This window comes from Thalassoroseus sp. (assembly GCF_984380535.1).
Genome location: NZ_CFHRBF010000021.1, coordinates 1 through 24,080, shown reverse-complemented (window position 1 = coordinate 24,080; position 24,080 = coordinate 1). Strand labels below are relative to the sequence as shown.

The following is a 24,080-nucleotide window of genomic DNA, read 5'->3' as shown; positions in this document are numbered from 1 at the left end:
GGGCATCCATCAGAACGTCTAGCAGCTCACTGAAAGGCTCACCTCAGGAACGACAAGAGCGGCGCACCAAAAAGCCGCTCATGTCGTTGCGTTGCAAGCTCTTACAAGTCGGGGCGACTTTATCAGTTCATGTCTGCACAAAATCGATTCGCAGAATTCGCTCATGACAGTGCCGAATAACCTACATTGAAAACGACGTGCGTGGCTGTTGCATGTTCTGCATGCTGAAACGCAAATAGTTCTGAAACTCGTCGATCCCCTGCAATCCAATGTCGTCGTCTAATGTCACTGCAACCAGTGGTTTCTCCGGTTTGAAAAGGTCAATTCGCCGAATGGTCGTCAATGAATCAAAACGACGACAATCTAACACGCCACGAACAATAGGGAGTTCCGCCGGACTAGTCGGAGAGACAAACTCAGCATCCATCTGAATGCCTTCTTTGAAACGTGTGTGGTCCAAATTGCCTTCCTTCGGATCCAATGGCGAGTTATCCGACGAGATCAGCATTCGCAAATTTGAAAGAGTGGGTGCAATCAATTCGTTGAAAGCCGATTTGAACATCCCTCCCCTCGGAAACCTAGCTTGAAAGTGTTTCTCAGAAATAGTTAGAACGGTACGCAACAGAAGTTCGAGTGCGTCAGCAACCTCGTTCCTTGTACCAGGGTCGTGAGGCTCCAGCACGTTACGCCCATCTTTTGCATGAAAAAGTGGGAGACGGGTATCTGAGTAGACGCGTGTGAGTAACTCAGACACAGGATCACTGGTGTTCAATCTCAACCGTATCTGAAAATCAGACGGTTCTAGTGCCAACGAGAGACTCCGTCGTAGCCACTCGATCTCGCGTTCCGAATTGCCTTTTGGACAAATGCTGCTCAGAAGCATTTCAAAGCAGAGGTATGCGTTCCTAAAGGCGTCAAACAGATCATCCGTGATTTGAGCAAGCCGGAAGTAACGGAAGGCTGGCGAATACCGAGGCTCTATTACGGGTTGCTTCACTTCGTTGCCGTCGACGTCTCTGACGGAAATTTTTGGCGAACTCGTACGAATTTTGAGGGTACATGTCGAAACTGATCGAAAAACTATTCTGCCCTGCTCTCCCCACCACAATAAATATTCCTCCGAAGATCTCGTTGTGGAAAGACTAACTTTGCCAGTAATTGCCATCATGTCGAGTCCTCTCTGCGCGACCTGATGGCCAAATTGAAACGCTTCTTCCGGGCCATTGGCATTATTCAAACTTGCCACAACGTAGTGGCATCCCATCCCAACAGAGACTTCGCCGTCTTCGAGTTGGATGTTCGCGTCGATGTTAGAAGCTTCCCGAAGTACAAATGCTGCTCCGGGAGAAAACGTCCCTTTTTCAACCTCTAGGGAGATCGTACCGATGCTAGCCATGTCCCATTTTCCCTCTCAACTTCGATCATTTGACGCGAAATCAGAATCTTGAGGTTTGACACACCAACACAATCATATGTTCACATAATTCGCCATTCCCTAAGTTTGAAACGAAAGATACGGCGATTCCGGATCAAAAACGTCCAGAAAAATGCGATCTTCACACGGCTTTTCGTCGCAAAAAGACCCGTTTATGCGAGTATTTTCAATTATGCGCAATTCCTCTTGAACCGCTCCTGCACCCGGCGATACTTTCTGCTTGCTGAATGAAAAGGTTTTGATTCAAAGGAGCCAAACGGAGGAAGCAGATGTTGCGAATTAAATCCGAACACGGCCAAACACCGCTGATGCCACACTCTCGAATTGTCCTGTATGGAGTTCTGGTTCTACTTGTTCAAAATTCAAAGATCAATCGGTTCGTTGAAATCGTTCACCGCGTAATAAATTCTGCGCGTACGCAGATGCCCTTTATTCCGGAGCGAGTGCTTGCATAGTGATTCAAGCTTGAGACAAGCCGAATTCTAAGCGAGCACTTCCTTCACGACATGACCGTGGACGTTGGTGAGGCGTCGTTCCAGTCCGTTGTGGTAGAAGGTCAGACGTTCGTGGTCGAGACCCATGAGGTGCAGCAAGGTGGCGTTGAAGTCGTAGACGGTCGTCTTGTCGATCGCTGCTTTGAAACCGAATTCGTCACTTTCGCCGTAGCTCATGCCGGGCTTCACACCGGCACCCGCCAGAAAACATGTGAAGGCATCGGGGTTGTGGTCTCGACCGGTGCCGTTGGCCTGCAGGAACGGCATGCGGCCAAATTCCGTCGCCCAGACGACGAGCGTGTGTTCCAGCAGTCCTCGCTGTTTCATGTCGGCGATCAATGCAGCGGTGGGTTGATCCATGATCTCCGCCTGCATCGCATGCGTTTTCAGAATGTCCGAGTGCGAATCCCAGTTAGTGATGCCATTGCCACCGGAAGGATCGCTGCCGTTAAAGAGTTGCACAACGCGGACGCCTTTTTCGATCAGTCGACGGGCCAGAATACAGTTCTGCGCATATTGGCCGCGAAGTTCGCTGCCTCCTTCGACGCCGTAAGCATTCAACGTGTGTTTCGACTCGCCGGATAAATCCATCACATCCGGGACCGATGTCTGCATCTTTCCGGCGAGTTCGTAGCTGGCGATGCGACCGGCAAGGTTGGCGTCATTTGGGTAACGTTCGAGGTGCTTTGCGTTGAGCTTCGCCAACAAATCGACGGTCTTGCGATCAGCTCGCGCTGACAATGATGGATGCCTTGCGAGGTTGTTCGGCGGATTCTTCGCGTTGAAATCCGTTCCTTGAAACGCGGCGGGAAGAAAGCCGTTGCCAAAGTTGTTCTTGCCGCTTCTTGCGAGTCCTCGGGGATCGTTGATGGCAACGAACGCCGGAAGTTCCCGGTTCTCGGTGCCAAGTGCGTACGTGACCCAAGAACCGAACGACGGAAAGCCTTCCATCGTGAAGCCGGTATTCATGAAGTTCTCACCCTGTGGATGAGCACTCGTCTCAGTCGACAAAGCGTGCAGGAAACAAAAGTCATCGACGTGTTGGGCAAGATGAGGCAGCAGGTCGGAAACCATCTTGCCGGTCTCGCCCCGTGGTTTGAAATCCCAGAACGGTTTGGCGATGTTGCCGGTCGGGCCTTCAAATGTCACTTCGGGGATGCCGGGTGGCTTTTGTCCGTGCAGTTTGGAAAGTGCGGGTTTGTAATCGAACGTATCGAGGTGACTCACCGCACCAGGAAGATAGATCACCAAGACCTGCTTGGCAGGGACTTCAAAGTGTGACTTGCGTGACGCATACGGATCGTTGGCATCGACATTGGGACGGATAGGAGTCTTCCCACCCGCCGTCAGGTTTTCATCTGCCAGCAAGCCATCGGCTTCCAGAAGACCGGCGAGTGCAAGACTAGCGGCCGATAGACCGGCCGTGCCAATGAAACTTCGGCGGTTGAGCAGGTGTTGACCGTGTAATGAAAGTCGTTCGGGATTCGTCATGAGTTCGTCCTTCGTGAGCCAACGACGCTAGCCGCGGGCTTGGTCGATGTCGTATGTTCGTTGAATTCACACGTAGTATCGCGGGTCCGACGCTAGCGCGTTCGGCTCAGGGGAGAAATGTGAATTCGTTGGAGTTCATGATCGCACGGCAAACTAGTGACAGGTCTTCTTCCTCAGCTAGCTTGATGCAGAACTGGCGTTCGTCGTTGTCCGGTCGGCGGCTGAGCAAGAGTTCAAAGCACCGATCGACCGCTTTGCCAACGTCGCCATCTGCGTCTTCGATGGCTCGCTGTGCAAGATGTTTCGATTGACCAATCACGAAGTCGCTGTTCATCAGGTTGAGCGCCTGCAACGGCGTGGTCGAAACGGGACGCCTGGCGCGAACTTGTCCGCAGTCGGGGAAGTCGAAAGCTGTAAACATCTGGTCGTCCACTCGACGCATGCGTTCCTGATACAGCATGCGTCGCCACGTTTCAGGCCCGTGATTGTCTACCACTTCCCACTGTGCGTAGCGAGCCTTGACGTTGTGAATGCGGTAGCTGGGCCCGCCGACTGTTTTGTCAAGCAGTCCCGATGCCTGCAGAATCGAATCGCGAATCACTTCGGCGTCGACTCGACGAGGCGGAAATCGCCACAGTAAGACCGACGATCCGTCTTTGGCCATCGCATCCTCGTTCGGCAAGCTCGATTGACGGAAGGCTTTCGACATCACCATCATACGAATCATGCGTTTCATGGAAAACGGTTTGTGAGCCGACGGCACTAGCCGCGGGCTCTTCGATTCGCGTTCCGATTTGTGTTCCGATTTGTGTAGATGTTTGTTGCTCGCTTGATTCCCAACATCTTTCGACATGAGTGGTTTGCCCGAGGCTAGCGCCTGCGGCTCAGGGGAGGGGTTCACGAACTCGATGGCGAGCCAATCGAGCAACTCTGGATGCGTCGGTGTTGCACCCGCTTTTCCGAAATCGCTCGGTGTGGAAACGATGCCGGTTCCAAACGTGTGATGCCAGAGGCGATTGACCATGACGCGAGCCGTCAGCGGATTGGCGGGGTCGGCAATCCATTCCGCGAGTGCTCTTCGTCGTGCTGGGCCGCTTGATTCGCCATCGACCGGCAGCGTCCCATTCAATGAATTCAGAGCGGCAGGCTGCACCTTGTTTCGAGGATTTTCCGGACTCCCTCTTCCGAAGACAAACGTTTCGGCAGGTTCGATGAATCGGCCTACGAACGCAGGTTGCCGACCGTGAATCAGCATCTCGTCGATGACGGCCTGAATCTCCTCTTGCAACGCCTTTCGCTTTTCGTTTTCGCTGGCTCGCTTCTTCATCGAAGCCGTCGCACTGAATATTTTCCAATTACCATCTTTCTGCACGGCGAGCCTAAAGTCTCCGTAGGAAATCTTGTTCATCCCCTGGAGATAATCGGTTTCCAGGAAGTCTTCGCGATTTGTGCTGATGCGGACCGTGTCGATTTGGGTTGGCTCGACGAAGTGGAATTCGAGCCAAGGACGCTCTTTCGATCCTTTCGGACTTTTCGCTAACCATTGCTTTGTGCCAAAGACGCCGTTGACGAGTTTCGTGGCCGGTTTGCCTTTCTGGAAGGTGGCCGGATTCTCGCGAATTGTGGTGCCGGATTTTCCAGCCGCCACGTTTCGACGCGTTTCGTCGGCGGTGAAGATTTCCATTTCGTCAGCCATGACCCACCCGCTATCGAATTCAAGGCGTAGTCCTTCAGTCGCCTGAGGTGGGAAGCGAATTTCCTGATAGCCGTGCCAGTCTTCGATCCACCCCCAGCCGATCTTTCTCATATCAGCTCGCAGGCTTTCGAGCTTCTCTAGCAGCTGCTTCTCTCGAACAACGCGCGGGTGATCGTCTTTGAGTTCGGGATACCGACCGCCAAACTCGATGTCCTGAAAGACCGCCGATAGCGAGTAGTAGTCGGTAATCGTGATGGGATCGAATTTGTGATTGTGACAGCGGGCGCATCCAATGGTGACACCCATCATCGATGCGCCGACGGTGTGGAGAATTTCATCCATACGATCCGCGCGTGCCTGACGAATCGCGGTTGGTTCAAATCCGACTGTTCCGGCGGGAACGTGTGGCCCGGCGACCAGAAAACCAGTGGCGTCGCCCGCACCCATGGTATCGCCCGCAAGTTGTTCGCGAATGAACGTGTCGTAGGGTTTATCTTCGTTGAAAGACCGGACAACGTAGTCGCGATACATCCACGCGTTTTTGCGATACATGTTGCTTTCGCTGCCGTTCGTTTCCGCCCAACGAATGACATCCAGCCAGTGCTGTGCCCAACGTTCGCCAAAGTGAGGTGACGCAAGGAGTTCATCGACGAGGGCCGCGTACGCTGCGTCCGCATCGCGATTGAAGGCTTCTACGAACTGTTCTGTTTGCTCTGGCGTTGGCGCGAGCCCGGTCAGAATGATCGAAGCTCGCCGGATGAGGGCTTGAGGTGCAGCGGGTTCGGAAAATCTGAGACCGGCGGCGTCGAGTTTCTCCTGAAGAAAAGCGTCGATGCTGTCGTGCTCAAACTTCTTTTGAACCGGTTGGAAGGACCAGTGGTCCACAGTTTCATCAAGCTTTGCATCCATCTGGCCGGGCCAGACCGCGCCTTCGTTAATCCAGCGTGTCAGCAAAGCGATCTCTTTCGCCGGTAACTTGTCCTCATCCGGCGGCATCTTTCGCTCGGGATCGACATGGTTGATTACGTCCAGTAGGTAGCTCTCGTCCGGTTTACCAGCCACGACGGCCGGCAGCCCGGAGTCACCGCCACGCAACATCCACGGCCGCAGATCCAACCGCAGGCCGGATTCCTGTTCGTCTTCGCCGTGACAGTACCAGCAGCGTTCTTCAAGGATCGGGGCCACGTCCTTCGTGAAGTCGACCTGCTCCTGCGCGTGCAGTGGTGCTGCGATGAGTATCATGCCAATCAGCGAACCAAGGGCACGTCGAACGTTGATCATGGAAACTCCTGCCTCCGTGAGCCGACGGCGTTAGCCGCGGGCCCTACGAGTATCGTTGTTTTCGAAGTTGGTACTTGTTCGGTGCTGGCGGTTCAGCCCGATGCTAGTGCGTACGGCTCACTGTGGCGGCTCTCCATCCGGCATTCATCTGCTTCATCATTCGGTCAACGACATCGGGGTTCGCGGCGGCGATGTTTTTCGATTCGTTGGGATCAGTCGTGTGGTCGAACAACTCGACAAACAATGGTTCCGCGTGCGGGGCACGATGGTCTCGCCAGGCAACCAGTCGATAGCGATCCGTTCGCATCGTGTAGCCCATCAGGTGTTTCTCGAACAGTTCGCGATCCCACATCTCGCCTTGCTGATCGATGATTCGCTGTTCGACGTCTTTGATCAGCGGCCCGAACCACGTCTCCCTCATGCCCTGAGAAAGCGGGTTCGCGGCCCACTCACGCAACGCCGGATTCGGGTACTGGCTGAAGGCAGCCGTTTTCCAAGGTCGATTCGGCTCGTCAAGCAACGGCACGAAGCTGTGTCCTTCCAGATGCTTCGGCGATGGAACCTTTGCCAATTCGCAAAGCGTCGGAAAGATGTCGACCAGCTCTACCAAAGCATCGGTCTTGTGACCTCGTGCTTTCATGTCCGGAGTCCGGATCATCAGCGGGACTCGGGTTGCGATCTCGTAATTCGTTGCTTTGCCCCAGACGCCCATGTCACCCAGATGCCAGCCGTGATCACCCCAGACGATCACGACTGTGTTCTCACGCAGACCGGCTTCGTCAAGAGCTTTCAATATCAGTCCAATTTGGGCATCGACGTAACTAGTGCTCGCGAGATACGCATGTTTGAGCGTTCTCGCCAGGTCGGCTTCGATCGCACCGTGCTTGGGAATGTTGGAGCGAGTTCGCAGTTCAAACGAAGCGTGCAGCCCCATTGCCGCTCCATCGGTCGGGGCGGTTTCATTGGTGGCGTGCGGAATCTTTGCGGGATCATACAAATCCCAATACTTTTGCGGGGCGCACCAGTTGAGGTGCGGCAGATGATAGCCCATGCCGAGGAAGAACGGCTTCTTGCCACTGGCCATCTGCTGCATCGTCTTGATGGCCAACCGTGTGTTGTATCCGTCGATGTAGGCGTGATCCGGTACGTCGGCACGTTCGAAGGCCGGACCGCTGGCCAACCCACGTCGGGCCGCTTCACCGTACTTTGCAAACATCTCCTTGAAGTTGTCGCTACGAAGTTTGACGTTCTCCGGGAGACGATAAGGTCCGTTGGGTTTCTTGATGTCCGGCCCCAACCACTTCGCCGCGGGACGACTCCATGAACGTTCTTCGTCAGTATCTCCATTGTGAAAGATCTTGCCGACATAAGCCGTGTCGTAACCGTTTGCGATCAGATGTTGTGGCAGAGTGAGGATGTCGGGCTGTAGCTCTCTCAACGAGACGTAATTGTGAAACAGGCCTGTTGTCTCCGGCCGAGTTCCGGTCATCAGACTCGCTCGCGATGGACGGCAAATCGCCTGTTGACAATAAGCCCGGTTGAAGAGCAATCCGTCCTTGGCAAGCCCATCTAGGTTCGGAGTCACCGCGATCTCCGATCCGTAGCAGCCCAATTCCGGACGCAGGTCGTCGATGGCGATGAACAGAATGTTCGGCTTGTCCGACGCGTGCGCGATGTGGCAGAACACCAATAGCCAAGCGACAGAGATCATTGGATTCCTCATGCCGATCAATTTCCATTCTTCTTTGCGTACCACATTTGCCGCTCCTTGCCGGATGCAATGCCATCCTTGTTGGTGTCGATCTCGGCGAAGTTGGATTCAACCTTGGCTTGATTCCAGGTCCAACCGTTTTTCTCCCAGTTCACTTTCTCTCTGGCGATGTATTGCTGCTTCGACCAATCCGTGCTCGCGGGAGCGTTGTTGAATCGCCAGACTCGGACGTAGTCGACCGACATCTGAGTCGGAAAACCGTCGGCTGTGGTCTTCTCGGGCACGGGAGCCATCTCGCCGTCTTCGTACTTCACAAACGGATAACGCAGTCCGAGCGAAAGTGTCAGGTGCATCGGCAAGTGCCAATACAGGTTTGGCTTGCGTCCGACTTCCTTGCCATCGATATACCAGACGATCTCTTCTTTCGTATTCTTGACCGCATAGACGTGATAGTCCTCGCGTGGATCCCAGGGCGAATCAAAATATGTTTTGCAGAGTGCCGGGTTGGTATGGGGACGACTCCAAACTCGCTTGCCATCTTTGATGAGCACCGTGTGCAAGTTGCAGTCGATGCGAGTGACCGGAAAGTGCTTCTTGGTCTCGAAGTCGTACTCACTCTGTTGTAGCTCGACGATGTCGATTTCCGAATAAGCCACCGTTTCCCCATCACTGGCTTTGTAACGGTTTTGCGGACCGATGCTGTAAAGCCAAAACGACGGGCAGGCACCGGGATAACGAGAGCAACCTTTGATACGTGCTTCGAAGTAACCGTAAGTCATCGTTTTGTCGATGCGAGCCATCCCGGATGTGTAATGCAATTGCTGTCCGCGTCGTTGATGGTCTTTCTGCATCATTCGCAGATGCAACGCTCCCTCTTGTTGCACGACGTTATCGGGTTCCCAACTCCAGGGGCCAAAGTCCTTGGAGTCGATATTCCACTTTTTCAGGTCAATGGCATCACTGTTGAATTCGTCCGACTGATCGACGACGAACGTCAAATCCTTCGCTGTCAGCCCAACATCGCCGGTCGGCACAGGATCGGCCGCCCTTACGGAAATTGAATGTGACAGAATTAGGATCAACAGAAGCGACAGAAGCGACAGAAGTTTCATGATGTTTATCGGTTGAAATGTTGTTTCGATTGTGAGCCGAGGACGCTAGCGGCGTTGGCACACGGAAGTTAGTAACCAAGAGGCTTTCCGTTTTCATGAAGATCAGTGATTTCTTCTGATGTCAGTGCGGCATTAAAGATGGCTAGCTCATCAATTGTGCCATTTAAGTTGCGGACGGAAAACCAAGGAGTCTTGCGAAACGGCTGTCCCCAATTCCCGATCTCTGCGGCACCGATTCGCAGAGTGTCGATATGGAATTTATCGATGATCTCTTGGTTGCCGATTTGTTTGCCGTTGGCGTATTGCATCACCCGACGGCTTGCCGGGTCGTAAACGGCGGCAAGGTGAAACCATTGTCCACTCTTAGAGATATCCCAGATCGGTTCGGAGTAATAGACGCGAGCAAGCCCGGCTGTCTCGACTTCACGCTGCTCGAGTTTGCTGAAGTGCCGAATCTTCTGAGTATCATCCACCATCACGGAAAACATCAGACGACCGTCGTTGCGAATCTGCCAATGCAACTCTCCCGTCTCGTAACCGTCGCTCATGAACAACGCGTTATAGACGTGTTCGAGGCTGTCGATTCGGACCCAGCATGCAAACGAAAACGCTTGATACTCGCCATCGATTCGCGTGCGAACACGTGATCCGGGACGGCCAAAATTCAGCCCGGATGACTCGGGTCCGAAACGACCGCTGGCGTGCTCCACCGGACCGATGAGCTTACCGTCGAGACGATCGCCGGTCCGTGCAGCATTGCGTACAGTCCGTGAGCCGAACGCGTTTGCGTCGGGCTTGCCGGGCAATTCCGTTCCACCGTCTCCACCCGCGGCTAGCGCCGTCGGCTCAAGGAGAGGGCCCGCGGCAATTGGGAAATAAGCGATCAGCCGATCGTCCTGTCGCAATTTCTGCGAATGTGCCTGCCATGTCGCGAGCCGCTCCGAAGCGGCATTTTCTCTTCGACGCTTCAGCTCATCCAAAGTGCTGAGCCCATCGAACGATTCGGGGGTGTCGGTCCCTTTCAACCACTGACGCTGTCCGGTCAGGAGATGGTTGCCGTCGTGCTGCCCGCCGCGAATCTCGACTTCACCGTCGATGACCTCGACACGCGCGTTCTCCGATTTCACTTCCAGTGCAAACTCCGTCCCCAGATCGACAATCTCGGAACCAGCTGCCTTGACGATGAAACCACGTGCCGCCGGAGGAACGTTGGCACGAAGCCGGCCGCTCTCGACTTCGACCGACCAATCCGACTCGATGTTTAGTGCCGCCGGGCCTTCCAAGATCAGAGTTGCACCACAAAAGAAATCAATCTCCGCAACGCCTTCCTCGAATTGAAAGTGACCGTTCGTCAGAACGTCGCCTTCCCGATATTCGGTGCTGCTAGCAGACCATTTCAAATCAACCGATCGTCGCAGCGTTGCATGTCCCGCGATCTGCAATTCCTTCCGCTCTCCACTTGGCTCATCAGGATCAGCCACATTCGTCGCTACGTTTTTCTGCAGACCGAACCAAAAGGCGGTACCGCCGACTGCAAACAGGATCGTCGCAGCAAGCCCCATCATCGACCACGACAGCGACGCCCGATGTGGTCCGATGGCGCTAGCCGTGGGCTCGGTCCACGTTTTGTTGTCACCGGCGGAGCCCGACGCTACCGCGTTCGACTCACGTGTTTCCGAAGCGATTTCACCGAGAGATTCACAAAGTGCAACGGCCCGCAGGTACTCGGCTCGGACCTCATCATCCTGTTCGATGGCATCCTGTAGCTGATCAAACTCTGCCGGCGTAATGATTTGGTCAATCGCTTTGTAAATCAGATTTCGCGTGGTTTCATCCATTGCCAACCTCCGCAGCGATTCGCTGTTGAACACATTCCAGGAGGCGTTTCCGCAAAGCGTTGACCTTACTATAGAGCCGCCGAGCAGCTTCTCCCGTTTCCTCTGCGATGGCCGCAATCGAATCGCCCGAAGAATGAACACTCAAGACGAGTCGCCGATGATCGTCCTGCAGTTTTTTCAGACAGGATTCAATCGCCGATTGCTCCAACTTCTGCTGATCGAGGTTGTCGATTGCTGCCTGAGCCAACCGTTCAATCACGCTCTCGCGAAACACCAGCCGATCTCTCGCCTTGTCACGCTGCCAACTCATCGCCTTGTAGCGGGCGATCACGCAAGCCCAGCGAATAAATTCTTGAACCGAATCATCTGGGCTTTCCGGTTGAAATTCCGAGAACTTGTTCCAGCATTCGAGGGCGGTGTCCTGAACGACGTCGTCCACCCCATCCCGCGATGGCAACAACGAACGCACGAATCGCCGGATCGACTGGTCATGTCGAGCCAACAACGCGACAAAATCGTTGTATCGTTGTTCGCGATCTGATTCGTGGTCCATCTTTTTACCATTGCAGGTGTTCCGGGACGTCCCGATGTGTAGATATTCCGCGGCCACGCAGAATTACCGCCGCTTTTCGATATTTTTGCGATAAATCGGCCACGGAACAGCACGGGCAGTGATCCCGCAAGAGGAGCAGCCAATTCAGCTGAGATCCGGACCCTCGGCCACAAAAGGACTATGGTCGAAGGTTTATGATTCCGAGCAAGTGCAACCGTTTTCGCTATGACGGCGATTGGTAGTGTGAATCAACTTTATTATTGGATGTCACTTTGGTGAGGGATGCTTCACTCGCTACTCCCCCTCACGGCTTACTCACGACCGGGGCGAGGTAGATGTCCCGGTACGACACGGACGTATGGTCGCCTTGTAGATATATCGGACCCGGTGCGGCGGCGTTTGTGTAAATCGCTCCCGCGGTAGGGCCATCGATCGGTTGGTTGTCGATGACCTTCACGCCATTGAGAACAACGGTGATGTGCCGATCGACAAGCGTCAGGTCGTACGTTTGCCATTGGCCTCCAGGTTTTCCCGCATTGACGGACGGTGCGATCGCCCCGAAGATCGCGCCGACTCCCTGGATGCCCTGCATTCGACTGTCGCGATCAACCACCTGGGCCTCGTACATTCCTCGCAAATAGATGCCGCTGTTCCGTGCTTCTTCGACCAGGAATTCGATGTGCAGCCAAAAGTCTTCAAATTCCGCTTCGGTCCGCAAATTTGCGTAGGAGCCGGTCGGACTGAAGTCGGTCTTGGTGGTGGTGTTGACCAGCATTCCATCGATCACGCTCCAGCCATTTTTCTTGTCGGACTCGTAGGTTCGCCAGCCGCTCATGTCTTTCCCATTGAACAGCAAGATCGGATGCCCGAATCGCACTTTAGACAAGTCTGGGGCCGACGCGGGCATCGGTGGAACCTTCTTTCCCATGAACGCATCACGCTGCGAAGTACCGTCGGCGAGTTGGTGTTCCAGAATGCCATCGAGTTTTCCATCCTTCAGTCCGACATCCACTTTGGTGACTGAGGCTTGTCTGTTCTTATTCTGGGGGTTTTTGCGGATCTCAAACTTCAATCGGCCATCAACATGCTTGGCCTTGTACGGGCCGGTTGGGCCGATATACAGCCGCATGTAGACCTTCGGCTGTCCATCCTCCTCGACCACTCGCATCCAGGCAGGCAGACCGGATTCCAGCTCAAGTGACCAGTCGCCGGTGAGGTCTTCGGCTTCTACGTTTGATAAGAAGCTTGCACCAATCACCAATGCAACGAGCCAGCTTCGATTCAATCTCTTTGTGTCAGAAATGCGATTGTGTTTCATAGTGTTTGTATGCCTATCCGCGTGTGGAGTCTGAATTCTTTTGGTTCCATAGCAGCACAGATCCGGACTGCAGTCCTCGATCGTGATTCAAAGAAAGTTTGGTGCTTGTCAGCGGTCGCAATTCTACAAAAAAAGATTTGGCAAAGCCCGAGCAGCCAGGTGGAGATAAAAATCAGCCAATTGCATCGTTTCATCAAGGTGAATACCGAGTTTGAGGTTGGGGCAGTGTTTACTCTGAAGGCGTATCAGCCAGGTGATGTTCCTCACGCGGGACATTCTTCAGGTCGTACAACTCCAATTTTCCGCCAAAGAGACGAATGGACCAACGTATATATCCACATTGGCAAAGACGAGAGCGAAACAAAACAATACACGGACTTTGAACTCTAAGCCTTGTACAACTCGTTGATGACCCCGGTCGAGTCACCGAACGAATCGGCTCGGACACCGCTGCCACGGAGTATGCTGAGCCAAAGGTTGCACAGCGGAGTCTTCTTTTCCAGCACCATGTGACGACCGTGCTGGAATCCGGCACCGCCGCCTGTCACCAAGGTCGGGCAGTTATCCAGGCTGTGGACCGTGCGCAGGTTGCTGCCAAATGCAAGCGTCACATTGTCATACAGCGAGGAACCATCGGGTTCTTTGGACGCCCTGAGTTTCCGAATAAAACCCGCCAGCAGTTCGGCGTTCTTCTGATCGCGAAGGATCGAATCCCGTGTGCGTTCGGGAGAGCCGGGATGGTGACTGAGATTGTGCACGGAGTAGCTGGAACCCAGACTGCTCACGAAACTGTCGCCCGGCATGCGGTAGGTAAAGACACGCGAAGCATCGACCTGCATGGCAGCCAACATCAGGTCATAAGCTATTTCAACTTCAGGAATCCCCTCAAGTGTTTCCGACGGTTCTTTGATCGGACGAGCTGGATGTTTCTTCGGAACGGTTAGCCACTTTTCGTCCTTAGCGATGCGGATTTCGATTTCTCGAATCGACTGAAAGTATTCGTCGATCTTGTCTTTGTCGGTCTTCGTCAGCCCTTTAGTGACCGATCGAGCATCAGATAGCACGGTGTCCAAAGCCGAACGTTCGTCGGCCAGCATCGCCTGTCGCTCGGCGAGTGGCATGTTGTCTGACGAAAACAACTTGTGATACATCGCCACCGGATGCGGCATTCCCGCGATCGGCTTCCCCTGGTTATTCCAGGAAATCGATCCGGGACCATGACCACTGTCATCCCCCCCGTTCAGATGCAGTGAAGTGAATCGGGTCTCGTTACCAAACTGTGCTGCGGCGACCTGATCGACAGAGATCGTGTTGTGAAAGCTCTGTCCGGGAATCGCGTAGCGGTCAGCACCGGTGAGCCAAAATGTGGAACCCGAGTGACCATCCCTCGAATTGGCATGCTCCAGGTTTTGAAAGACGGTGATATCGTTCTTGTATTCGGCGAGCGGCCGGAGCGACTCAGGCAATTCATACTCATAGCCCGATGTTTTCATGTTCGGATACCAAGTTTCCGACGTCACGCCATATCCCATTCCCAAGAAGATCATGCGTTTGGGAGCGGCATTCGTCGCTTCGGCGGCCCGCGCGAAACGACGGTATCCGAATGATTCGAGAAAGGGCAGAGCGATGAATGCACTACTACTAGCCAAAAATGCCCTTCGAGAATGAGGGATAGAGGGATGGGGAGAAGGTGAGAGGGAATTAGGTCTTATCCTCATGTGTTTAGGCTCCAGTCTTCGGGCTTCTTAATCATGTTGACGAGCATGCCGATGATGTTGTCGTATTCGGCATACAGGTCGCGGGCCACAGCGGCCTCGACGTATTCACACTCAACGGCGAACTGCAACCATGTCTGAGTCTCAGCAGCCTCCGCTTCCGAATCGGACAATTTTGAAACAAAAGACGCTGGATATCTGCGTTTGCGCCAGGCCTCAGCCAGATTGGCGCAGACTGATCGTGACGAACGTCGGCATTGGTCAGTAAGTGAGTATCGCTCTTCTGGCGGAAACTGCTGGCTGAGTCGAAACACCTTCATCGCAGCGTCGAATCCGCGCTGATACACATCCAGGTCCGTGTGCTTTCGAATTGTCCTTTTTCGATCTTCCATCACGTTCCTCCCCATCTCTCTTTCTCCCAATCTCCCAATCTCCCCCTCCCCACATCTCACTTCCTTTGGAACGCTTTGGACTGGACGAGGGCATGGATGAAAGCGTCAATGCGATCACCTTCTTCGGCAGCCTGTTGTGTGATTTCGCTGGCGAGGTTGTGATCAGAGATCTGGTAGGATCGCTCGAGCGCGTATGCAATCAGATGTTCGGTGAATCCGCGAGCGAAGGCGTCGTCGTAACCGGCAATCGCATCGCGAAGCTCAAAATAGTTGTTGAACGCTTCACCTCGGATCAGCGTTCCCGAAGGATCGATATTAAACGACTCTGACTTGGAAAGTTTGAACTTTTTTGCATCCGACGAATCGACGTAAACGGTCTCAACTTCTCTCCAAAGACCGGCGGCCGTAAAGTTCTCCAAGCCGAATCCAATCGGGTCGATCTTGCGGTGACATTGAGCGCATTGCGGCGCATCCTGATGAAGCGTTTGTAGTTCGCGACCGCTGCGGGGTTCACCTGCCAAGCGACTCAACTGAGGAATATTGGCAGGTGGTGGTGGGGATGGATCGTGCAACAGATGCTTCAAAATCCATGCACCACGAACGGCTGGCACGGAACGTGTTCCGTCGGCACCCATGACGTGAATCGCGGCCATCCCGAGCAGCCCGCCACGAGGTGATGTTGAGGGAACTTGCACCCGGCGGAAGTGCGACCCCTTCACTGGCAACTCGCTGAAATCTTTTCGTAAACCGACGGTGCTAGTCGCGGGCCTTTGCTCAACAGTGTTCATTGCGCGGATGCCCGCGGCTAGTGCCGTCGGCTCATTCAATCCGTAAAAATCCGCGAGCACATCGTTGATCATGACGAAGTCGGCCTTTAATAGCGTCCTCAGTGGCAATCGCTGATCCAGCACGCGGCGGATCGTGGAATAGACTTCCTCGCGGGCACTGCGTCGAACGGCCTGGTCAAACTCCGGATGGAACCGAGCATCGAAGTCGAACATATCCAACCGCACCATGTCCAACCACTGATGCGTAAAGCTGCTGATGAACTCGTCCGAACGTGGATCTTTTAGCAAGCGATTCGTCTGAGCACGAAGTACTTCGCTGCGTGAGAGTGTTCCTGCCTCCGCTGCGGCATAGAGTTCGGCATCCGGCGGCGCACTCCAAAGAAAATACGCTAGACGGACAGCAAGCTCTCGATCGGTCAGTTTCCTCGGCTGTGAGCCGTAGACGCTAGCCTCGGGCTGTTCATCGGTTGATTGCGTGCCGCCAGAGCCCGCGGCTAGAGCCGTCGGCTCACCAGGCTCAAGCAGATAAATAAAGCTGGGGGAAGACAGGATCAACGCGTAGCTGTCGATGATCGATGCGACATGGTTCTGGCCGCTTCTGCGTTTCGCCAGATACCGCTCGACGAGCTTGTCGACATACTCTTCGGCTGGCGGCCGTTCGCGAAAGGCACGCGTCGCAAACGATTCGATCAATCGCCGAGCGTAAGTTGCGTTATCCTCACCGTCGCGCTGTGATGTTAGCAAATCGACCTTCGCCGAAATTGGCCATTCATCGAAGAGCGGTCCTTCAACTTCCACCCAGTCCACCCACACGACGGGCAGTTGCCCAATTCCGTTTTTCTCTCTCTGTATCCGGTGAGTCACGAATCGGGACGCCTGCTCCTTGTAGTCACGCCACAGGATTTGAAACGCCCCCGATGTCCCGGGTTCCAGCTCGACGGGGACTTCGATAACACTCGGCTTGGCAACCGTTCCGGGGATCTTCACCTGTCCCAGAACCTGATACTCCTTCGGATTGCCTATTGCGTACTCCACGTATCGCTGCCGCTGAGGTGAGTCGTCGTAAGCCCCGACACGAATTCGCAGGATGTAACGCCCGCCGGCCGTGCTGACTTTGGGTGTCTTGATCGCCGGTCGTTTGTGCCCTTCGTAGCGGAGCAGGAACGCGCCATCTTTGGCCTCGGGACGGCGAGTGTAGTCCTGCATCTGCTTGAGATGAACTCGGGATCGCTCGGATTGTTTTTTTGCATGGGCGACATCGCGAAAACCGAAATCCTGCGGAGGTTTTGAGTCCTGTGCCAAGAACGCATCTGCCCTCTTGATGGCGTCAAGCAACTGTTCCTGACGATCAAAGTATTCCTTCGAGTGAGTCTCTTCAGGTTCAACGCGATGTGTCTGCGATCGTGGTTTCCTTCGGTCGGATAACGCGATCTTCAATGCCGCCGTCGCCGTCGCACGATACTGCTCAAACTGGTCAGCAGAAAAAAACAGAGACGCCCCCGCTGTATCAAATCCACCAGTCCCGTCATCGGCTGGCAAATTGGAAACATCCGGTCGAAACCCCAGCAGCGATTCGAGCGTGTTCTGATACTCACGTCGATTGAGCCGCCGGAGAGTGATCTCGCCACCGCTGTCGCTGAGGATGTTGCGAGCCTTCACCATTTGGACCGACAAATCTTCGAGCAACGCAGCCTTTTCGGTATCCGTGATCTGCTCGGCATCCATTGGCGGCATCTCGCCGGCATTCAGTGCCGCCAGAATCTTCGACCACCACTCCGCTGTTGGGATGTCTTGACTAATTTCCAGCGAGAGCGACTCAAGATCAAGCTGCCCTTCCTTCGAAGCCGAGTCATGGCAATCGAAACAGTACGTGCGAAGGACCTTGATATGCTTCTTCGGCATCATCGCTTTTGAAGTCGACACCGTCGTCTGGCCAGTGACCGTGTTGCAGCACAGGGTGAGAGCAATCAGAGCTAACGTGGATATGGTTGAATGTTTCATAGTTTGTGTTCGATAAAATTCTGATTGCTGTGAGCCGACGGCGCTAGCCGCGGGCCCCTGCCGCTGTCGTTCCCTCTAATGCCCGCGGCTAGTGCCGTCGGCTCACATTTTGATGATCGCTTCACTTCGACTTTGTCGTAAATTCGAGCATCGGCCCCACGGATTCTGGGTGAGAGTCACTCGCGAACAGATGTGTCAAACCTGCCCCGACACCTTCAATCTGTGTTGTTTCGCGAACGAGGATCAGCGTCACCGGTCGGTCGCGGTTGGCTCTCAGAAAGTCCAATAGTTCCTTATTCTCAATACCAAAGGTACCACGCTGCATGCTCCGCGGTACCTCAAATGTGCCGAGCAGTACGCCGTCGGCCGGTGCTGGTGATTCGTCCCAACTGCCGCCAAACTTCCAGCCATCTTTTTCCCGGTTTGTCAGGCCATATATCCCAAACCGATTTATCTTCGGCAAACGCGAGGCAAGTCCACGTGTCGACGGCACCAAATTGAGTCGTAGACGGGCCGATTCGACTTGGTCCAGGTCGACAGCGCTGACGTCGAACGCAAAGAAAGAGCGGTGATCCCACTTTCCGCTATTTGTATGCTTGACCGACAAATACTCTCGTTCGATAAACTTGTGTCGCTTCTCATCACGTCGCATCGCCGACCCGGTTCGGCCATTTGTCCCGACGCGGATCACATACTCCGATCGCCGGGCCGTGTCCGCCTGTCGCTCGAGGTCGACCACAACGACCGCATGCTGGGACACCGTCGCGCCCTTTCCTTGGCCGCTCAGTCGGACTTCGTCGCCTGACCCGGGGTGATGGACGGCGATCTCGCCTTCGATGATCTCAAAGTTCGACTGTTTCTCCTCCTGGTCGACTCGCACGGCAAACCGAGTCCCATAGTCAATCGCATATCCATCGGGAGTTTCGATAACAAAACCGATCGCCGAATCCGGCACATCAATCACCGCTGCTCCGGAAAACAGTTTGGCTCGCATTGGCGAAACCAACTCCAATTGCGCTGGTGCTTCGACAACAACCTCCGCTCCAGAATGAAATCGAATCGTCGCGACGCCCGTCCGCAGACTTAGAAGTCCCGGCGACAGTTCCGATCCCGGCATCGTCGGCAACTCGCTTTCCCACGCTGCGTTCTCACTGGATGCCAATGTCGCAACAGGTGCCGACAGGGAAGCCCGATTCCACCACAGGATTCCCACTGCGACGACTAGACCTGCGGCAATCCCGGAAACCAACAACAGCCAAGCGGACCGTGAATTGACGCGTAACGCTCGACTTCCGCTTTGCAGCGTCTCAGCAGGAATATCAGCCACGCGCTCAATGGCATCTTCCGCCGCAGCACAATGCAGCAAGCCGTGCAACTGCGTCTCAGCCGAGAACGTTCGCCGAGCCTCTTCGGAATTACGAAGAATCTGATTCAGTTCTTCCGCCTGTTCGCCAGATAATTCATCATCACGCCAGGCATCGATCAACTGATGAAGCCGTTCATCGCTCATAGTGCCTTCTCCCCTGAGCGCCCGAGACATTCCCGAAGCCTGGCGCGAGCCCGCGTCAGGGCGACTCGAACCGCATTGGCAGTCCAGCCAATTTCGTCTGCGATCTGCTCAGGCAGTAAGCCCGCGTGGTATCGCAGATTGATGAGCTCATGGGCCTTTGGCGCTAACTCTTTCATGCAACCACGCAATGTCGACACCCGTCGTTGAAACACCGAGAAGTCCTCTTCCGCATGTTCTGCCAAGAGTTCAACGACATCCTCCGCCAATCGGCAGTTCCTGCGGCCTCGATCACGCTGCAAACTCAGAGTCCTGAATCTTGCGATTGCACACGCCCAGGCAAGGAAATTCGTCCCAGCCGTCCACGTCGAAGCTTTTCGGCTGACTGCAACAAACGTCTCCTGCACGATCTCTTCAGCTTCATGAATCCCCGGTTCAAGTGACAATACGAATGCTAAGACAGCCTGTTGGTGCTGCACAAACAGAGTCTGAACCTGCAAGGTGTGGTCATCGAGATGTGTGTGATCATTGCTCATTAATAGGTAATTCCGCGACTTCGCCAGGAATTAGCAAAGTATCTGCAGTTTTTTTGGAAACCTTTTTGGCACCGTTAGATCCTGACAACGCCTAGCCGCGCACTCCTGCAGTGGTCACACTTCCCCAAAAGGCCAGTGCCGATGACGTACGGTTACGGCAGGTAGGGCCAATACGTCAACTTCTCATTGTGATAGGCAACAAACCGCACGTCGCCATCCTGTGAGACCACGACGGCGATTGCGTTGTTGATTCCTTCAACGAGTCGATAAGCCGAACGATGCCGAGTGCCAGAAGAGTCGGCCGGTTCCACAGTGGATTGGTTTGCTTCAATATCGAGGGCGCGATGGATACGCTGGGCGGGTGTGTTACCGAGGATCTCTCCGCCGAACCCGATCAGTCGAAAGCTATGGTCGAGGACCAGCGAGCCATCAATGTTCATCAGGTCGGCGAGAAAGTGGCTGAACTCAACAAGATCGTCGTCCAACCGTCGTAACTCTGCGTCTCGTAACTGCTGGTAGTCGTCCCAGGTGATGACGCTCAACTGCATCGCTTTGCCGACATCCCGGACGCGGGTCATCAATCGTAGCATCAGACGCCGGTAGAGCATTGTCGAATCGTCCGACCGGAATTCAACGCGAAACCGCAACCAATTCTGGATAGTGCCGTCTTGATGCGAGCCATCGGGAAGAAATACCAGCATGCCACCGTGTCGTCGATTCCGCACGAGTCGCAATGTGCGGCGAACGACGCTCTGGGCTACGTCTCGCACGAACGACTGGCAGAGTTCGGGATGTCCTTGTTGCGGTTGCGGCAATCGTTGAAGCAGCGACGCACGAACATTGACAAACCGCTCTGACAACCAAGTTGACCGAAAGGGATCAAAACCATCGGTTAGAAGTTGGCCGTGCTGCGTCTCTAGTACTCGAGAGTAGCCCGAAGCAGCGACAAGGTGACCGGGACCGACTGCATGAATAACAAGATTGGGCGGCAGCGGCACGCCGTCGAATCGAGTGCCTTCCACTCGATTCACCCATTCCGTTCCGGTCACAACAAGCCCCCAAATCACAAGCTGGCTTTCGCTGTCAACACGAACAGCCAGCATTGCACGGTAATAGCCCGCTGCCGCAGATAGCTTACGGAGATTGTGAGCGGTCAACGTCGCCGGTTCCGAAAACTCTAGCACATGCGGACGTGGTCCATCTGGCGTGAGGGTCTCAAGGTACTCGGGATTTGCGAATAGGATTCGACAACGCACCGGATCGTCTTCCTCGCGCAAAAGGCTCGCCTGATAACCGACATCGAGCAACGTCGTCAGCAACTTTGTGTCGGGCAGCAGATCGTCCGAAAGCCCTCGCAGGCTCCACTGCTTGATGAGGTTCGTTGCCATCTCGGCTGGATACGATGAGAATGGATTCATTTTTTCATTGGTCTCGCTGATCGCTTGACCGCTCCACACGTTGGCCGACGTCCTTGCCTTACGGTCGTTTTTATCAAGCTCATTTTTCAACATGTTGCACGGGAAGTTTCGACCGATCACGAATCCCGTCGAATGTCCAAACGTCCCATTTCCGCAGCAACCAAAGTCCGACACAGGCCGCAAGCATCGGGAACGCGGCAAAGAACAGGAGGTTCGGTTTTTCCCACGGATTCATGTACTGTTGGTAGCAACTTGCGGTGGAAATTGTATGGAGCACTGTTATTAGCCCGTACGAAACTGTTCGAAACGCACCCGTCGCAAAGGCGAGAACCAAAATCAACTGAGCGATACCGATTCCGACCATCAGTGCCGAGCCAAGTCCGGGCATTTGATAGTATCGCTCGAAGACACTCGCGGCATGCTCTGGATTCATGAGCTTGTCCAGTGTCCACATGAAAAACACGAGTGCCACTCCAAGACGCAGAAGCAGCAACGTCGTCGCAAGTGGTTTTTCGAGGTCGAGGTTCGACTGACCAGATTTGATGGTGGGACTATTCATCTTGAGTCTCCGTGTTTCGTGATATTGAAGCCTGGCAAGGGACCAATCATCCAGAAACCCACGCGAAGTCCATTCCAAATGTCGAAATCGAGGAACGCTCGACCTGGAACAGCATCGACCGGAAAAGAGTGCCCACCGGCAGACAACCCTGCCCATATCCGCACACTCAATGTAGTACAAGCTGCCAGCCTACTTCCGTTTGCAGGCAAGCTGCCTGCACCACGCGGCCGATGGCCCGGCCTGCAACACCTTGGGGTCATTTCGAAACTGTAAGTCGCTCGACACGTACTTCGGCTGAAAAACACCGGCTGAACGCGGCTGAGTGGTTAGCGAATTCACTCGTCCGACGCAAGGAGAATCGTACTGTCAGACGACACGTCCGCGTGGCCTCGCACGTCCTCCCAGACTTAGCGTTGGCGCGGAGCGGAATCTCAATCCGAGATGTCACGGAGCGATTCCAAAGCTCGCCCCCAGCGTCATGCTCCTAAACGCGAACATTCTTGGAGTCCTGTCATCAACGATAAAATTTGATCGTTTTGTTTCACAATACACGGCGCCGAAGTGGACAAAAGAAACATATTTGCAAGAGGCAACAATCTTGCCGTCGACGATCTCTGCGCCTGGATCGTTTTGAACGCATGTTTTCAGTGGCGTTATATCACTTTTCGGCAGCGTACCGGTCGCACGATAGCCTTCAGGTACAATTATGTCTGTGACGTCATCTTGACGCAGAAATCAGGTTGCGAGGATTCTGCGTCACGCCAATCGAGTCGGTTCTTAGTTACCGATTTTCCGACGGCACGGACGCAACGGCACGTTTGGCTTGATAAGGTGTAGTCGTAGGAACGCTGCTTCTATGGTTTTGTCGGCGGGCATTGCAACGATTGCAGAAAGCTCAGGAGGTCCGCCAATTCTTTGGCTGTCAAGTCGCGGGCGAGCAAGTCTGGCATGAGCGACTTTTGCGCTGGGACCAATTGCTCGACATCGGCTGGTGGCATACGGATGTCTTTTCCGTCGGTGCGGCGGAGCACGACCATTTGGTTCATCCGCTCGATCAGCAGTCCAGTGATTACACGACCGTCTGTCGTTTGCACGAGCCAGGTGCGGAACTTCTCGTCGATGACCGCGGAGGGCTCGAGAATGCTTTCCAGCAGTTGGCGACGCGAGAGTCGCTTGCCGACGCCGTCCAGACGCGGTCCGACGTTTCGTCCCTGTTCGCCGACTTGATGACAATTCCGGCATTGGACGCCGGTGGCGTTCAAGAATAAATCCCGGCCGCGTTTGGCGTCACCGTTGAGGCTGAGGATCATCGTCGGATCGACCGATTCGCCTAGCCGTTTCGACCGCCGCGATTCCGGTAGGAAGCGCTCGAATAAGCCGCGGATGTGCGGCAGTGTGTCTGCGGTCGCCGCTTCGATGATCTGCTGTTGGACCGGGGGCGAAAGCGTGCCTTCGTCGAGTGCGGTTAGCAATTGCAAGGCACCGCTCGTCGAAGCCAGTAGTTCGCGGGCCGCCGATTCATCCGTCCGCAGTCTTGCCAGGATTGTTGCCTGGTCTTTTCGCAATTTCCGGACAGCCGGTGACGGTTGTTCCACGGGCATTGAGGCGATCCACTCGCGAATTAAGCCAAGACCGGATTCATCGATGACTCGTGAGCCGACGTGCGGCATGCGGCCGCGGGCGAGCGTTGCCATTCGATAGAACAGCACGCTGCGGTAGGGATCGCCGGCCGCCACGATTTCCGGAGCGAACAGTTCAAACGTCCCCTGCGTCGGGCGTTCGCCGACGAGACCCGTTCTCTCCAGCGGCAACTCGCGACGCACTTCAAAATTCGCCGTCCCCCCGCCGCCACGAATGTGACAATGAGCACAGTTGAGGTCCAAGTAAGACCGCGCCCGGGTCTGCAGATCAGCACTGGTGTCGGACGGATCGGTCAACGGGTGCGGCTGGATCTTGAGCTTCGCGAGTAGTGCGTGAGGGTCATCGAACAGTCCCATTTCGACGAAATCTGTTAATTGATCTCGCCCGGAGCCGACCGTTCGATCAAGCTGCTCGATGCGGAAGCCCTGGATCGAACCGCTGCGAGTCGTATGGCAGACGAGGCATTCCGTCCGGCTCGCGAACCGCCACGTTTGCTGTCGACGGCCACCGGGCATCGACTCGTCGACGACATGGTAGACTTTTTCCGTTCCACCCGTCGGCACGAGTTCGGCATCGGTGCCGTCGTCGTTCCAG

Annotated in this window: 16 protein-coding genes and 1 pseudogene; 1 reads left to right on the top strand and 16 read right to left on the bottom strand. The window is 54.8% G+C overall.

The window, feature by feature from the left end; genetic code table 11:
* Positions 1-181: 181 nt before the first annotated feature.
* The 8 genes from AC5DDB_RS25070 to AC5DDB_RS25035 all read right to left on the bottom strand — a co-directional run bounded on the left by AC5DDB_RS25070 (position 182) and on the right by AC5DDB_RS25035 (position 12,896).
* Positions 182-1,246: a hypothetical protein gene (locus tag AC5DDB_RS25070; RefSeq protein WP_491742500.1), complete on the bottom strand. Its 1,065-nt coding sequence runs from the start codon at positions 1,244-1,246 to the stop codon at positions 182-184.
* 671 nt (positions 1,247-1,917) lie between these two features.
* On the bottom strand, positions 1,918-3,420 hold the full coding sequence (locus AC5DDB_RS25065) for a DUF1501 domain-containing protein (RefSeq protein ID WP_491742499.1): 1,503 nt from the start codon (positions 3,418-3,420) through the stop codon (positions 1,918-1,920).
* Between the two features lie 106 nt (positions 3,421-3,526).
* Positions 3,527-6,358, bottom strand: a complete 2,832-nt coding sequence (locus AC5DDB_RS25060) for a PSD1 and planctomycete cytochrome C domain-containing protein (RefSeq protein WP_491742598.1) — start codon at positions 6,356-6,358, stop codon at positions 3,527-3,529.
* Between the two features lie 142 nt (positions 6,359-6,500).
* Positions 6,501-8,108, bottom strand: a complete 1,608-nt coding sequence (locus tag AC5DDB_RS25055) for a sulfatase (protein WP_491742597.1) — start codon at positions 8,106-8,108, stop codon at positions 6,501-6,503.
* 17 nt (positions 8,109-8,125) lie between these two features.
* On the bottom strand, positions 8,126-9,220 hold the full coding sequence (locus tag AC5DDB_RS25050) for a kappa-carrageenase (RefSeq protein ID WP_491742498.1): 1,095 nt from the start codon (positions 9,218-9,220) through the stop codon (positions 8,126-8,128).
* Positions 9,221-9,288: 68 nt separating this feature from the next.
* Complete coding sequence (locus tag AC5DDB_RS25045; protein ID WP_491742497.1) at positions 9,289-11,058, bottom strand: LamG-like jellyroll fold domain-containing protein; 1,770 nt, start codon at positions 11,056-11,058, stop codon at positions 9,289-9,291.
* Positions 11,051-11,611 carry a sigma-70 family RNA polymerase sigma factor gene (locus AC5DDB_RS25040; RefSeq protein WP_491742496.1) on the bottom strand — a complete coding sequence of 187 codons (561 nt, stop codon included), beginning with the start codon at positions 11,609-11,611 and terminating at the stop codon, positions 11,051-11,053. Before AC5DDB_RS25040 ends, AC5DDB_RS25045 begins: the two co-directional genes overlap by 8 nt.
* A 304-nt stretch (positions 11,612-11,915) precedes the next feature.
* Positions 11,916-12,896: a 3-keto-disaccharide hydrolase gene (locus tag AC5DDB_RS25035; protein ID WP_491742495.1), complete on the bottom strand. Its 981-nt coding sequence runs from the start codon at positions 12,894-12,896 to the stop codon at positions 11,916-11,918.
* Positions 12,897-12,938: 42 nt separating this feature from the next.
* Between AC5DDB_RS25035 and AC5DDB_RS25030 the strand changes: the two genes are divergently transcribed.
* Complete coding sequence (locus AC5DDB_RS25030; protein ID WP_491742494.1) at positions 12,939-13,319, top strand: hypothetical protein; 381 nt, start codon at positions 12,939-12,941, stop codon at positions 13,317-13,319.
* Here AC5DDB_RS25030 and AC5DDB_RS25025 read toward each other — a convergent pair.
* From AC5DDB_RS25025 to AC5DDB_RS24990, 8 genes and pseudogenes are all read right to left on the bottom strand, one after another.
* Positions 13,316-14,647: a DUF1552 domain-containing protein gene (locus AC5DDB_RS25025; protein ID WP_491742493.1), complete on the bottom strand. Its 1,332-nt coding sequence runs from the start codon at positions 14,645-14,647 to the stop codon at positions 13,316-13,318. The genes AC5DDB_RS25030 and AC5DDB_RS25025 overlap by 4 nt on opposite strands.
* Positions 14,644-15,036: a four helix bundle protein gene (locus AC5DDB_RS25020; RefSeq protein ID WP_491742492.1), complete on the bottom strand. Its 393-nt coding sequence runs from the start codon at positions 15,034-15,036 to the stop codon at positions 14,644-14,646. The genes AC5DDB_RS25025 and AC5DDB_RS25020 overlap by 4 nt, the downstream gene beginning before the upstream one ends.
* Before the next feature lie 56 nt (positions 15,037-15,092).
* Positions 15,093-17,825 carry a DUF1592 domain-containing protein gene (locus AC5DDB_RS25015; protein ID WP_491742491.1) on the bottom strand — a complete coding sequence of 911 codons (2,733 nt, stop codon included), beginning with the start codon at positions 17,823-17,825 and terminating at the stop codon, positions 15,093-15,095.
* Between the two features lie 121 nt (positions 17,826-17,946).
* On the bottom strand, positions 17,947-19,335 hold the full coding sequence (locus AC5DDB_RS25010) for an iron dicitrate transport regulator FecR (RefSeq protein ID WP_491742490.1): 1,389 nt from the start codon (positions 19,333-19,335) through the stop codon (positions 17,947-17,949).
* Positions 19,332-19,868: a sigma-70 family RNA polymerase sigma factor gene (locus AC5DDB_RS25005; RefSeq protein WP_491742489.1), complete on the bottom strand. Its 537-nt coding sequence runs from the start codon at positions 19,866-19,868 to the stop codon at positions 19,332-19,334. Before AC5DDB_RS25005 ends, AC5DDB_RS25010 begins: the two co-directional genes overlap by 4 nt.
* Before the next feature lie 152 nt (positions 19,869-20,020).
* The gene (locus AC5DDB_RS25000) at positions 20,021-21,286 is read right to left on the bottom strand and encodes a putative sensor domain DACNV-containing protein (RefSeq protein WP_491742488.1); all 1,266 of its coding nucleotides are present in this window, start codon (positions 21,284-21,286) and stop codon (positions 20,021-20,023) included.
* A gap of 79 nt (positions 21,287-21,365) precedes the next feature.
* The gene (locus AC5DDB_RS24995; protein WP_491742487.1) at positions 21,366-21,845 is read right to left on the bottom strand and encodes a hypothetical protein; all 480 of its coding nucleotides are present in this window, start codon (positions 21,843-21,845) and stop codon (positions 21,366-21,368) included.
* Positions 21,846-22,699: 854 nt separating this feature from the next.
* Positions 22,700-24,080 (bottom strand): annotated as a pseudogene (locus tag AC5DDB_RS24990) (hypothetical protein); the annotation flags it as partial.